The sequence below is a fragment of the Naumannella halotolerans genome, assembly GCF_004364645.1.
GTDB lineage: Bacteria > Actinomycetota > Actinomycetes > Propionibacteriales > Propionibacteriaceae > Naumannella > Naumannella halotolerans.
This window is the reverse complement of the sequence record NZ_SOAW01000001.1, coordinates 1,620,716-1,633,197: the sequence shown is the minus strand read 5'-3', so window position 1 is coordinate 1,633,197 and position 12,482 is coordinate 1,620,716. Positions and strand designations below refer to the sequence as shown.

At 67.5% G+C, this 12,482-nt stretch carries 12 protein-coding genes; 9 read left to right on the top strand and 3 right to left on the bottom strand.

Annotated features, from left to right (window positions below; genetic code table 11):
* Nucleotides 1-430 precede the first annotated feature (430 nt).
* The 7 genes from CLV29_RS07515 to CLV29_RS07485 all read left to right on the top strand — a co-directional run bounded on the left by CLV29_RS07515 (nucleotide 431) and on the right by CLV29_RS07485 (nucleotide 7,749).
* Nucleotides 431-1,432: a PhoH family protein gene (locus tag CLV29_RS07515; protein ID WP_133754318.1), complete on the top strand. Its 1,002-nt coding sequence runs from the start codon at nucleotides 431-433 to the stop codon at nucleotides 1,430-1,432.
* A complete protein-coding gene (gene ybeY, locus CLV29_RS07510) occupies nucleotides 1,429-1,890 on the top strand; it encodes an rRNA maturation RNase YbeY (RefSeq protein ID WP_133754317.1) in 462 nt (153 codons plus the stop codon). The genes CLV29_RS07515 and ybeY overlap by 4 nt, the downstream gene beginning before the upstream one ends.
* The gene (locus tag CLV29_RS07505; RefSeq protein ID WP_133754316.1) at nucleotides 1,887-3,191 is read left to right on the top strand and encodes a hemolysin family protein; all 1,305 of its coding nucleotides are present in this window, start codon (nucleotides 1,887-1,889) and stop codon (nucleotides 3,189-3,191) included. Before ybeY ends, CLV29_RS07505 begins: the two co-directional genes overlap by 4 nt.
* Before the next feature lie 91 nt (nucleotides 3,192-3,282).
* Nucleotides 3,283-4,230 (top strand): GTPase Era, encoded by a 948-nt coding sequence (era, locus tag CLV29_RS07500; RefSeq protein ID WP_133754315.1) that lies wholly within the window; start codon nucleotides 3,283-3,285, stop codon nucleotides 4,228-4,230.
* Between the two features lie 3 nt (nucleotides 4,231-4,233).
* The gene (locus CLV29_RS07495) at nucleotides 4,234-4,962 is read left to right on the top strand and encodes a glutamine amidotransferase (RefSeq protein ID WP_133754314.1); all 729 of its coding nucleotides are present in this window, start codon (nucleotides 4,234-4,236) and stop codon (nucleotides 4,960-4,962) included.
* 232 nt (nucleotides 4,963-5,194) lie between these two features.
* Nucleotides 5,195-5,707, top strand: coding sequence for a peptidase (locus CLV29_RS07490; RefSeq protein WP_133754313.1), 513 nt, complete (start codon nucleotides 5,195-5,197; stop codon nucleotides 5,705-5,707).
* Nucleotides 5,708-5,859: 152 nt separating this feature from the next.
* A complete protein-coding gene (locus CLV29_RS07485; RefSeq protein ID WP_133754312.1) occupies nucleotides 5,860-7,749 on the top strand; it encodes an ABC transporter ATP-binding protein in 1,890 nt (629 codons plus the stop codon).
* Between the two features lie 48 nt (nucleotides 7,750-7,797).
* Here CLV29_RS07485 and CLV29_RS07480 read toward each other — a convergent pair whose 3' ends face one another.
* The 3 genes from CLV29_RS07480 to CLV29_RS07470 all read right to left on the bottom strand — a co-directional run bounded on the left by CLV29_RS07480 (nucleotide 7,798) and on the right by CLV29_RS07470 (nucleotide 9,780).
* A complete protein-coding gene (locus CLV29_RS07480; protein ID WP_133754311.1) occupies nucleotides 7,798-8,235 on the bottom strand; it encodes a DUF3817 domain-containing protein in 438 nt (145 codons plus the stop codon).
* A 180-nt stretch (nucleotides 8,236-8,415) separates the two neighbouring features.
* On the bottom strand, nucleotides 8,416-9,138 hold the full coding sequence (locus CLV29_RS07475) for a VIT1/CCC1 transporter family protein (RefSeq protein WP_133754310.1): 723 nt from the start codon (nucleotides 9,136-9,138) through the stop codon (nucleotides 8,416-8,418).
* Between the two features lie 63 nt (nucleotides 9,139-9,201).
* Nucleotides 9,202-9,780 carry a TetR family transcriptional regulator gene (locus CLV29_RS07470; protein ID WP_133754309.1) on the bottom strand — a complete coding sequence of 193 codons (579 nt, stop codon included), beginning with the start codon at nucleotides 9,778-9,780 and terminating at the stop codon, nucleotides 9,202-9,204.
* A 70-nt stretch (nucleotides 9,781-9,850) separates the two neighbouring features.
* On the opposite strand from CLV29_RS07470, the gene CLV29_RS07465 reads away from it, so the two are divergent.
* Complete coding sequence (locus CLV29_RS07465) at nucleotides 9,851-10,261, top strand: VOC family protein (protein ID WP_133754308.1); 411 nt, start codon at nucleotides 9,851-9,853, stop codon at nucleotides 10,259-10,261.
* A 313-nt stretch (nucleotides 10,262-10,574) separates the two neighbouring features.
* Nucleotides 10,575-12,263 (top strand): 2-isopropylmalate synthase, encoded by a 1,689-nt coding sequence (gene leuA, locus CLV29_RS07460; protein ID WP_133755108.1) that lies wholly within the window; start codon nucleotides 10,575-10,577, stop codon nucleotides 12,261-12,263.
* Nucleotides 12,264-12,482: the final 219 nt, after the last annotated feature.

The following is a 12,482-nucleotide window of genomic DNA, read 5'->3' as shown; positions in this document are numbered from 1 at the left end:
GCCGTCGGAATCACGCACCAGGGTGAGCCGCCGATAACCCGACGCGGGTCGGGTACGTCGTCGAGGCATGCGCGCCGACCGTCAGCGGGCCGCGGTCATCGGAGAATGACGGCTCGTCGCGATAGCGCCGGGGTTCAGCCGCGTGATCAGTGGGTTCGGTCCCCATCGCTCCCGGCGAGCCGTCATAAACCCGCTGGGCGACCGCCCGGGCACTGGAGTAACCCGAACCGTCACAAACCCGCTGGGTGACCGCCCGGGCACTGGAGTGACCCGAACCGTCACAAACCCGCTGGGCGACCGCCCGGACGCTGAGTAACATGGAGAACAGCCGCAGCACCTGACGACCCGGAGGCCACCCATCACATCCGATACGACCAGTCACGCAGGATCCTCTGCGACCCGGCAGATCACCGTCCCGCCGTCGATCGACATGGTGACGGTGCTCGGCCCGGCCGATGAGTTCCTGCGGACCCTGGAGCGTGAACTCGACACCGACATCCACGCCCGGGGCAACCAGATCACCCTGCGGGGCGAGGCCGAGGCACTGGAACTCGGCGAGGACGTGCTGAACGAGATGGTGGCGGTGATCCGCACCGGCCAGGGCCTCAGCGCCGATGCCGTCGAGCGGATCATTGCCATGATGCGCAGCGCCGAAGCGCAGCCGGCCGAGGTGCTGACCCAGAACATCCTGTCCAGCCGCGGCAAGACGATCCGGCCGAAGACCCTGAACCAGAAGCGCTACGTCGACGCCATCGACAATCACACCGTGGTCTTCGGCATCGGCCCGGCGGGCACCGGCAAGACCTACCTGGCCATGGCCAAGGCGGTGCAGGCGCTGCAGAACAAGGAGGTCAACCGGATCATCCTGACCCGGCCCGCGGTCGAGGCCGGTGAGCGACTCGGGTACCTGCCCGGCACGCTCAGCGACAAGATCGACCCGTACCTGCGGCCGCTCTACGACGCGCTGCACGACATGGTCGAGCCCGATTCGATCCCGAAGTTGTTGACCGCCGGGACGATCGAGGTGGCGCCGCTGGCCTACATGCGCGGACGCACGCTGAACGACGCCTTCATCATCCTCGACGAGGCACAGAACACCTCGATGGAGCAGATGAAGATGTTCCTCACCCGCCTCGGATTCGCCTCCAAGATGGTGGTCACCGGTGACGTCACCCAGGTCGACCTGCCCGGTGGGCAGACCTCCGGCCTGCGGGCCGTCGAGGGCATCCTCGACGGGGTGGACGACATCGCCTTCTGCCGACTGACCAACCACGACGTGGTACGGCACAAGCTGGTCGGCCGGATCGTCGCCGCCTACGACCGGTACGAGTCCCTCTCGGATCGCTCTCGTGACCTGAGTGGCGGACGGGCCGCCCGACGTGACAGCGCGCGCGGTGCCCAGAACCGCGGGATCGGACGAGGCAACGCGTGAGCATCGACCTGACCAACGAGTCCGGCCAGACCGTCGACGAACGCGGCCTGATCTCGCTCGCCGGCTACTGCCTGGAGCGTCTGCGGATCCACCCGCAGGCCGAGCTGTCGATCATGGTGGCCGATGTGGCGACCATGACCAGCTATCACGAGCGGTTCATGGGTGAGCCCGGGCCGACCGATGTGCTGAGTTTCCCGATGGACGAGTTGCGTCCGCCGCGAGACGACGACGAACCGGTCGAGGGGATCCTCGGCGACATCGTCATCTGCCCCGAGATCATCGGTGAACAAGCCGCCGAACGGGGGCGTGACGTCGGTGGGGAGACCGAGTACCTGCTGGTGCACGGCCTGCTCCACCTGCTCGGGTTCGATCACGCCACCGCGGAGGAGAAGGCCGAGATGTTCGGCCTGAAGGATCGTCTGCTGGCCGACTACCGATCGAGCCGCGCCGAGGCATGACCGCCGCACAGACCGCGATGATCATCATCGCGCTCGCGCTGACCGGCGTCGTCGGGTTGCTGACCGCAGCCGAACAGGCACTGCGGCTGGTCACCCCCGAACAGGCCGCGGAGGCCCTGGACGAAGGACGACGCGGCGCAGGCAGTCTGTTGATCATCAGCCGGGACCGTCCCCGGTACGTGAACACGGTGCTGCTGATCAGGATCGTGGCCGAGATCGCCTCGATCGTACTGGTGGTGCTGGTGGTCTCGGACTTCTTCGGCTCGGACTGGCTGCGGTTGTTGATCACCATCGCCGCCATGTCGGCGATCTCCTTCATCGCCTGGGGAGTGGCTCCGCGTACCTATGGGCGGCAGCGATCGGTGCAGGTCGCATCCGCCGTCGCCGGGCCGGTACGCGCGGTCACTGCCATCCTCGGACCGCTGCCGAAACTCCTGATAGCGATCGGCAATGCCGTCACACCCGGCCGGGGTTATGCCGACGGTCCGTTCGCGACCGAGGAGGAATTCCGCCGACTGGTCGACGTGGCCGGATCGTCGGCGGTGATCGAGGCCGGTGAACAACGGATGATCCAGTCGGTCTTCGACCTCGACGACACCGTCGTTGCCGAGGTGATGGTGCCACGCCCGGACATGGTCTGGATCGAACAGCACAAGACCCTGCGGCAGGCCACCTCGCTGGCGATGCGTTCGGGCTACTCCCGGATCCCGGTGATCGGCGAGGCCGGCGTCGACGACATCGTCGGGATCGTCTACCTGAAGGACCTCGTCCGCCGCTCGCTGGTCGACGGTGCCGGTGCCGAGACCGTCGCGACGATCATGCGGGAGCCGGCTTTCGTACCGGAGTCGAAGGCGGTGGACGCCCTGCTGCGGGAGATGCAGACCACCCACACCCATATCGTGATCGCCGTCGACGAGTACGGCGGCACCGCCGGCCTGGCGACCATCGAGGACATCCTGGAGGAGATCGTCGGGGAGATCGTCGACGAGTACGACGCCGGCGAGGTGGCGCCGATCAGTCACCTCGACGACGGTCGGTGCCGGGTCACGATGCGGCTGGGACTGGACGACTTCGACGAGGAGTTCGGGGTCAACACCGATGCCGACGACGACATCGAATCCGTCGGTGGCCTGATGGCCAAGGAACTCGGCAAGGTCCCGCTCGCCGGGTCGACGGTGACGGTCTCCGGGCTCGAGCTGACCGCTGAGGATCCGGTCGGTCGGCGCAACCGGGTGAGCACGGTACTGGTCCGTCGGCTGACCGACGAAGAGCTCACCGAGGCCGACGCCGGGGCCGAGTAGGCCGGCCCAGCTCCGGACCAGTGAGCGCCCGACAGGTGGGCATCCGCGTACCGAGTGGCCCCGAGGGCACCGCAGCAGGCACCATGGTGCGATGAACCGCGACAGCGCTGCTGGCAGTGCCCCCGCCTTCCGATCCGGCTTCGCCTGTTTCGTCGGCCGCCCGAACGCGGGGAAGTCGACCCTGACCAACGCCCTGGTCGGCTCCAAGATCGCCATCACCTCGTCCAAACCGCAGACCACCCGGCACGCGATCCGCGGCATCGTGAACCGGCCGGATGCGCAGTTGGTGCTGATCGACACCCCGGGGCTGCACCGGCCGCGTACCCTGCTCGGCGAGCGGCTCAACGATGTCGTCCGCGACACCTGGTCCGAGGTCGATGTGGTCGGTATCTGTCTGCCCTCGAATGAGCGGATCGGTCCCGGGGACAAGTACCTGATGGGCCAGATCGCGCAGTTGCCGAAGCGGCCCAAGCTGATCGCGATCGCCACCAAGGAGGACCTGGTCACCCCGAACCGGATGATCGAGCATCTACAGGCGATCGATGCGGTGCAGGCCGAACTCGGCATCGAGTTCGTGCACATCGTCCCGGTCTCGGCCGAGTCCGGGACCAACCTGAACGAACTGGCCGACCTGATCATCGCCGAGCTCCCGCAAGGACCGGCCTACTATCCCGACGGTGAGATCACCGACGAACCCGACGAGACGCTGATCGCCGAACTGATCCGGGAGGCCGCCCTGGAGGGGGTACGCGATGAGCTGCCGCACTCGATCGTCGTCACCGTCGAGGAGATGCGACTGCGCGAGGGACGTCCGGAGGACCGCCCGCTGCTCGATCTCTTCGCCAACCTGATCGTCGAGCGGGATTCCCAGAAGGGAATCATCATCGGCCACAAGGGCAGTCGGCTGCGCGAGGTCGGCAGCAGCGCCCGCGAACAGATCCGCAAACTGTTCGGCACCCCGGTCCATCTCGATCTGCGGGTGAAGGTGGTCAAGGACTGGCAGCGTGATGCCAAGGCGCTGAACCGGCTCGGTTTCTGACCGGTGAGGCCGTTCGTGCTGTTGACCACCCGGGTCAACGATGTCGCTGCCGCCGAGGAGTACGAGTCCTTCCTGCAGATGTCGGGTCTGACCCCGGGGGAACTGCGCTGGGTCCGCCTGGAGGCCGAACCGCTGCCACCACTGGAGTTCGCCGACCACTCCGGGTTCCTGCTCGGCGGGAGCCAGTTCAACGTCTCCGATCCCGATGAGGTCAAGTCGCCTCTGCAACTGCGGGTGGAGACCGAACTCGGTGTGCTGCTGCGGCGGGTGCTGGAGGTCGACCATCCCTTCCTCGGGATCTGCTACGGGATCGGTACGATCGGCCGACTGATCGGCGCCACGGTCGATCGCCGCTACTCCGAGATCACCAACGAGGTGACGATCAGCCTGACGCCGGAGGGGGTCGCCGATCCGCTGTGCGCCGGTCTCGAATCCAGTTTCGGTGCCTTCGTCGGGCACAAGGAGGCGATCGGCGAACTGCCCGACAGCGCCACCGTACTGGCGACCGGGGAGGGCTGTCCGGTGCAGATGTTCCGTTACGGCGCCAACGTCTACGCCACCCAGTTCCATCCGGAGATGGACGGTCCGGCGTTCGCCCGACGGATCGACCTGTACCGCGACGCAGGGTACTTCCCGCCGCCGGAGGCTGAGCGGTTGATCGCGGCGGCGGCGTCGTCGACGGCGAACTGTGGTGCGGTGATCGGCAACTTCGTCCGGCGGTACGGCGGCTGAGCGAGTCCGCGCCGAGAGTGTGCGGGGTGTGGGTCGGCACTGGGAATGGGGTCGTGCGTCGGCAGCGGGTGTGCCCGGGTGGTGACCGGTGCCGGTTCGTGACCACGGTGGTCGGTCCGTGACCCGTCCGTTGCTGTTCGATCGGTTGCATTTGTGTGACAAACGCGCCGCGTCTGCGTCGTTGCGTACCGTTCCGGGGTGATCATGGCGTGAACGAGACCGGAGGTCGCACATGTCACAGGTCGAACTCGCTCCGTTCAGCACCGGGAGCAAGGCACTTGGTGGTTTCATCGTGGCCAATCGATGGCCCGACAGCGCCCAGGAATGGGCACAACTGCTGACGCTGGTGGTACGGGTCGGTGCCGTACCCGGGCTGCTGGGCGGTTGTGCCGCCGTGCTGGCCAGTGTCGACGACCGGCCGGAGATCGAGGGGCCGATCGACCATCCGGTCGGGGTCCTGATGCACCGCGGACCGGTGGTGGGCGAGGACGCGCCCGAGCCGGGGAGCCTCGGCCAGCCGCAACCCGGTGCGTTGATGTTGCTGCATCCGCCGGGGGAGTCCAAGGGCCGGGGTGCCTCCGGCTGCGTCCTGCTGCCGGGGATCCCGCATCTCGGCCTGGACCATCGGGCGGCCTGGGTGGAGACCGAACCGGACGGATCGGTCAGTCGCTTCGTCGCCGCCCACGAGGTCGACCCGGACCAGGACCCCGACACCGCCGTACTGGCCCTGTTGCTGGCGGCCTGATCCAGCTCCTCGCCGGATGATCCGGCCCGCATGAGGCAGAGGTATGCGCTCAGGCAGTGGATCGCTCCGGGCGCGTGCCCGGATGCAGCACTCCGAAGAAGTCCGGCCCGGGGCTTGAGCTCAACCTTGGTTCAGCTCGTAGCGTCGTCGCCATGAGCATGGATGTGGCGGCGTGGAACTCGATGTACAACGCGATGCACGCCCAATCGGATCGGCGGCCCTTCTCGGCCGCCACACTGGGCCGGATCCTCGAGTTCGCGCGGCCTCATCGTCGGCTGCTGATCGGGTTCCTGATCGTCGGCGTGGCGACCGCGGTGACGGCGGTGGCCACACCGGTGCTCGCCGGCCGGATCGTCGATGCGATCACCGCCGGTGGGCCCAGTGCGATGATCATCGGATTGGCAGCGCTGATCGCGGTGATTGCAGTGGCCGAGGCCGGGCTGGGTACCTTCGGCCGCTGGTTGTCCTCCCGGCTGGGGGAGGGATTGATCTTCGACCTGCGTACCGCAGTGTTCGACCATGTGCAGACGATGCCGGTCGCCTTCTTCACCCGTACCCGTACCGGGGCGCTGGTGAGCCGGCTCAACAACGACGTGATCGGCGCCCAGCGGGCATTCTCCTCGACCCTGTCGGGGGTGGTGACCAACGCCGTCACCGTGCTGTTGACCCTGATCGTGATGGTCGGCGTCTCTTGGCAGCTGACCTTGTTGAGCCTGGTCCTGCTGCCCCTGTTCCTGGTTCCCGCCCGGATGATGGGTGCCCGGCTGGCCGCCCAGTCACGTGAGGCCGCCAACCACAACGCGGTGATGACCGACCAGATGACCGAACGCTTCTCGGCGCCGGGTGCGACCTTGATCAAGTTGTTCGGCGACCCGCGCCGCGAGTCGGTCGAGTTCGCGGTACGGGCCGATCGGGTACGCGAGATCGGTGTCCGCTCGGCGATGCTGCAGACGGTCTTCACCAATGCCCTCACCCTGGCCTCGGCCCTCGCCCTGGCCGTGGTCTACGGACTGGGCGGCTGGTACGCGGTGACCGGTCGGCTGGCTGCCGGCGATGTGGTCGCCTTGGCCCTGTTGCTGACCCGGCTGTACGCACCGCTGACCCAACTGGCCGGTGCCCGGGTGGACGTGATGAGTGCGCTGGTCAGCTTCGAACGGGTCTTTGAGGTGCTGGATCTGCAACCCCTGGTGACCGAGACCGACCATCCCAGGTCGCTGCCGGACGGCACGGCCGAGTTGAAGTTCGATGCCGTGAGCTTCGGCTATCCCGCGGCGGACAAGGTCTCCCTGGCCTCCTTGGAGGAGGTGGCGACGCTGGATCATCGAGGCGGGGCGGAGGTGTTGCACGAGCTCTCCTTCACCGTGCCCGCGGGGGCGATGGTGGCACTGGTCGGCTCCTCCGGGGCGGGCAAGTCCACGATCGCCCAGTTGGCGACACGGCTGTACGACCCCGACGCCGGCGCGGTGCTGATCAACGGACTCGATCTCCGGGAGGTCTCTCGTACCGATCTGAAACGTACCGTCGGCATGGTCACCCAGGACGGCCACCTGTTCCACACCACGCTGGCAGCGAACCTGCGGCTGGGGCGGACCGATGCCACCGAGGCCGAACTGTGGGAGGCCCTGCGCCGGGCACGATTGGACGATCTCGTCCGGGACATGCCCGACGGTCTGCACACGGTGGTCGGCGAACGGGGTTACCGGCTCTCGGGTGGGGAACGGCAGCGGATGGCGATCGCCCGGTTGCTGCTGGCTCGACCCAGACTGGTGATCCTCGACGAGGCCACCGCCTCGCTGGACGCCACCTCGGAGGTCGCCGTGCAGGAGGCATTGGCCGAAGCACTGAACGGACGGACCTCGCTGGTGATCGCCCACCGACTGTCGACGATCCGCTCGGCCGATCAGATCCTGGTGCTGGAGAACGGAAGGATCGTCGAGCGCGGTGATCACGGCAGTCTGCTGGACGCCGGCGGGCGATACGCCGAGTTGCACCGCACCCAGTTCGCCACCGAGACCGATCGGGCCCCCTGCTGCGCCGAATGACGCACCGCAGCGACTCCGAGCTGATCTGCCGCGAGCAGCGCTGGTCGGCTACTGCGAGCCTGGCGGGCCGATGATCAACATCACGGCGAAGATCACTGTCACGGCGGCCAGAGCACGCAAGGCCGCGCGGATCGGATGGGCGACCGCGGAGGCCCGGAAGCGGCCGACGATCCCGGGGGAGTCGGTGTCCCAACCGCCGTCGAGCCGTCCGCGCCGTTCGGCGACCAGGTCGAAGACGACGGTGGCGAACGGGATGATCGAACTGACCAGCCCCAGCAGGATCGTCAGCGGCTTCCAGCGCTGGTTCCCGGCGACGAAGATCAGCACCGCGACGAAGGCGATGAAGACGAAACCGTGCAATCCACCGCCGATCCGTACCCCCAGCGGGGTGATCCCCAGGGAGCGGACGATCATGCCGGCGATCAGCAGTGCCCAGGTGATCGCCTCGGCGATCGCTACGGTACGGAACAGGCGGCGCGGGGTCATGGGTCGAGATTACGGGAGGGTGATGAACCGGCCCAAGACCTGTGATTCACCCCACCCGACCGTTCCCCCCGATATGACCTCAACCGATGTGACCCCTCAGCCGATGTGACCCCCAGCCGATGTGACCCCCAGCCGATCTGACATCGGGGTCACCGGTGGCAACCCGTCGTCGCCCGGAGATCAGCCGACACCTGTCCCCAGTGCCGAGCCGAGGGCGAAGGTGGCACCCAGCGCGAGCACTCCGCCGATCACGGTACGAATCATCGCCCGCGACGGGGAGGCGCCACCGATCCAGGAGGCGACGTATCCGGTCACCCCGAGCGCGAGCAGGACTGCGGTGAAGGTCCCGATGATCTTGGCCGGATCGGGCAGCAGCAGCATGGTCAGCAATGGCAGCAGTCCACCGAGGGTGAAGGAGACAGCCGAGGCTGCGGCTGCCCGCCAGGGACTCACCACGTCATCGGCCTCGAGATTGAGCTCGGCCTCCAGATGTGCGGCCAGCGCGTCATGGGCGGTCAGCTCGGTGGCGACGGTCCGGGCGGTCTCCTCGCTCAGTCCGCGATCGACATACAGCTGGGCCAGCTCGGCGAGCTCGGCCTTCGGGTCGGTGGCCAGTTCGGTCCGTTCCTTGTCGATCAACGACCGCTCGGTATCGCGTTGACTGGAGACCGAGACGTACTCACCGAGGGCCATCGAGATCGCCCCGCCGACCAGGGCTGCGAGTCCTGCCAGCAGGATCGGCGAGAGTGCGGTACTGGCCCCGGCCACGCCGACGATCACCGCGGCGGTGGAGACGATGCCGTCATTGGCACCCAGTACACCGGCCCGCAACCAGTTCAGTCGCTCGGCCAACCCGCCGTCATGCGGTTCACCGGGGTGGGTCGGGCGGCGTCGTGGGCTCATGGGGGCATCGTAGTCCCGCCCGGTCGGCAACCGCTGCCGATCCGGGCAGTGGTGATCTCACCGTCACCGAACGGTTCGCCCGATCACGCTGTCGATCAACCGGTCCAGCACCTGATGGGCGGCCGCGGTCTGGTCGGGTTCCTCGATCAGCCACAAAGCCGCCTCGTTCATCGCACCGGACAGTTGTGCGGTGGTCGCATCGAGCAGTTCGAGCTCCACCCCGGCCTCGGCCAGGGCATCGCGCAGGTGGACCACGGAGTGCTCCGCGTCGAGGGCCCGCCACTGCTGCCAGCCCAGCACCGCCGGGGCCTCCACCAGCAGGATTCGCGCGGCGGCACCGGTGGTGATCGCGTCGAGGAATCCGTGACAGCCGTTGCGCAGGGAGGTCACGGGGTCGGCCTGCTCACCGGCCGCGCCGACGACGGCCTTCGCCACCGCGGCCTGACAGTCCGCGGCGACAGCGGTGAAGAGCCCGTACTTGTTCCGGTAGTGGTGGTAGACCGCGCCCCGGGTGACCCCCGCGGCGCCGGCGACCTGGTCCAGTGCCACCTGGCCGAAACCCTCGGCGGCGAACAACTCGGTGGCCGTCCGGAGGATCGATCGGGCGGTCTCGGCCGCGACCGCAGCGGATTTTCGTGGCATTCCCTCTTCCTTTACGTGCAGCGTGTATGTAAAACTACTTTACCTACACTCCGTACGTAAAGGATGCACCATGAACCTCAGCAGCTTCTATCCCGTCCTGATGACCCACTCCGTCGCCGAGGTCGCGGCGTTCTACGTCGATCGCTTCTCCTTCGAGGTGACGTTCTCCGCCGACTGGTACGTCAGCCTCCGGCTGGGCGACTTCGAACTGGCCGTGCTCGACGCCGACCATCCGACGGTGCCTGCCGGGTGGGGAGCAGTCGCCGGCGGGATCCTGTTGAACTTCGAGGTCGACGACGCCGATACGGTGTTGGCGGATCTGGTCACCGCCGGTGTCCCGCTGGTGCAACCCATCCGGGACGAGGCCTTCGGGCAGCGGCACTTCATCGTCGAGGGCCCCGACCGCGTGCTGATCGACGTGATCCAGCCGATTCCGCCGAGTCAGGAGTTCGTCGATGCCTATCTCGCCGAGGCCGACTGAACCGCCGGATCTGCCCTGCGGCACCCGTCGGCAACGGCGGGTGGACCTCCGGCCGGGAACTGCTGCGACCGCTCACCGGCCGGGGGTTCCACTGCACGGGGAGATGCCGTAAGGTGCTGGCCGTGGCAATGGTTCTCCTCCTCATTCGCCGCAGCGGGGCCCGATAGACCGGTGGCTCCCTCGCTGCGGAGTCGAGCATGCGCCGCCGGGACAACGATCCCGACCCGAGGAAGACACAGTGACCACCACCCCCACCGCATCGACCACCTTCGGCACCCGCCCACAACCGCGGCCGATCCAGCAGCCGAGCCCGATGCCCTTCCAGCGCTACCGCGCTTTCGAACCCGTCGTCGTACCCGACCGCACCTGGCCGGACCAGAAGATCACCCAGGCCCCGCGGTGGTTGTCCACCGATCTGCGTGACGGCAACCAGGCCCTGATCGACCCGATGACCCCGGCCCGCAAGCGGCGGATCTTCGACCTGCTGGTCCGGATGGGCTACAAGGAGATCGAGGTCGGCTTCCCGAGTGCCTCGAAGACCGACTTCGACTTCGTCCGCGAACTCATCGAGTCCGAGGCGATCCCCGACGATGTCACCATCTCGGTGCTGACCCAGGCCCGCGAGGACCTGATCGAACGGACCGTGCAGAGTCTGGTCGGGGCGAAACGGGCGACGATCCACCTGTACAACGCCACCGCCGAGCTGTTCCGCCGGGTCGTGTTCCGGATCGACGAGGCCGAGTGCATCGCCCTGGCCACCCGGGGTACCGAGCTGGTCCGCAAGTACGCCGAGGAACTGCTGGCCGACACCGAGTTCGGCTACCAGTACTCACCGGAGATCTTCACCCAGACCCCCACCGACTTCGCCGTCGAGATCTGCAATGCCGTCGCCGCGGTGTGGCAGCCCGGCCCCGGCCGGGAGATCATCTTCAACCTGCCGGCGACGGTGGAGATGTCGACGCCGAACACCTACGCCGACCAGATCGAGTACTTCTGCCGCCACATCGACAGCCGTGAGCATGTCACGGTCTCCCTGCACCCGCACAACGACCGGGGTACGGCCGTCGCCGCCACCGAACTGGCCCTGATGGCCGGTGCCGACCGGGTCGAGGGCTGCCTGTTCGGTCATGGTGAACGCACCGGCAATGTCGACCTGGTGACCTTGGGCATGAACCTGTTCAGCCAGGGCATCGACCCCAAGATCGACTTCTCCGACATCGACGAGATCCGTCGCACGGTCGAGTACTGCACCAACCTGCCGGTCCACCCGCGCCACCCCTACGCCGGTGATCTGGTCTACACCGCCTTCTCCGGTTCGCATCAGGATGCGATCAAGAAGGGGCTGGAGGATCTGGAACGGCGCGCCGCCGACGAGGGCATCGATGTCTCCGAGATCGCGTGGCAGGCGCCGTACCTGCCGATCGACCCGCACGACGTCGGCCGTACCTACGAGGCCGTGATCCGGGTCAACTCCCAGTCCGGCAAGGGCGGCATGGCCTACATCATGAAGTCCGAGCGGCAGCTCGACCTGCCCCGCCGGCTGCAGATCGAGTTCTCCCGGGTGGTGCAGAGCCACGCCGACGGTGAGGGCGGGGAGATCGAGCCGGAGAAGATGTGGAACTACTTCTCGACCGAGTACCTGACCTCCACCGCGCCGCTGCAACTCGTCTCGGTGAACTCCACCTCCAGTGGCGACAGCAGCTACACCGTCGACGCCACGGTGGTCGATTCCGGTGTCAGCAAGCAGCTGCACGGTGAGGGCAACGGCCCGGTCTCGGCCTTCGTCGACGCACTGTCCAGCATCGGCTACAACGTGCAGGTGCACGACTACGCCGAGCATGCGATGAGCGCCGGTGGCGATGCCCAGGCCGCTGCCTATGTCGAGTGTGAGGTGGGTTCGGGTGAGAACTCGCAGGTGCTGTGGGGTGTCGGGATCGACGCCAACATCATCTCCGCCTCGCTGAAGGCGGTCATCTCCGCAATCAACCGCGTCCAGGCCTGAGGCCCGCGGTACGGAAGGCCGGCGCCAGGGGTGATCCTCCCGGCCCCGGCACACACCGCATCGCGACCGGAGAACGTCCGGATCGATGTGGTGGGGTCGCGGCGCGGTGCCGCCCAGCAGCTCGTGGCGGCACCGCGCCGACTCTTCGGTCGACAGGAGAGTCCGCGCAGAACGCGCGGAACCGATCATCGACCTGACCGGTGGCGGGTTCCCAGGCCG

Bases quoted from the DNA above. Each gene is read 5' to 3' on its own strand.
- CLV29_RS07515 (WP_133754318.1), top strand. From the start codon at position 431: ATGGTGACGGTGCTCGGCCCGGCCGATGAGTTCCTGCGGACCCTGGAG.
- CLV29_RS07505 (WP_133754316.1), top strand. From the start codon at position 1,887: ATGACCGCCGCACAGACCGCGATGATCATCATCGCGCTCGCGCTGACC.
- era (WP_133754315.1), top strand. From the start codon at position 3,283: ATGAACCGCGACAGCGCTGCTGGCAGTGCCCCCGCCTTCCGATCCGGC.
- CLV29_RS07490 (WP_133754313.1), top strand. From the start codon at position 5,195: ATGTCACAGGTCGAACTCGCTCCGTTCAGCACCGGGAGCAAGGCACTT.
- CLV29_RS07485 (WP_133754312.1), top strand. From the start codon at position 5,860: ATGAGCATGGATGTGGCGGCGTGGAACTCGATGTACAACGCGATGCAC.
- CLV29_RS07480 (WP_133754311.1), bottom strand. From the start codon at position 8,235: ATGACCCCGCGCCGCCTGTTCCGTACCGTAGCGATCGCCGAGGCGATC.
- CLV29_RS07475 (WP_133754310.1), bottom strand. From the start codon at position 9,138: ATGAGCCCACGACGCCGCCCGACCCACCCCGGTGAACCGCATGACGGC.
- CLV29_RS07470 (WP_133754309.1), bottom strand. From the start codon at position 9,780: ATGCCACGAAAATCCGCTGCGGTCGCGGCCGAGACCGCCCGATCGATC.
- CLV29_RS07465 (WP_133754308.1), top strand. From the start codon at position 9,851: ATGAACCTCAGCAGCTTCTATCCCGTCCTGATGACCCACTCCGTCGCC.
- leuA (WP_133755108.1), top strand. From the start codon at position 10,575: ATGCCCTTCCAGCGCTACCGCGCTTTCGAACCCGTCGTCGTACCCGAC.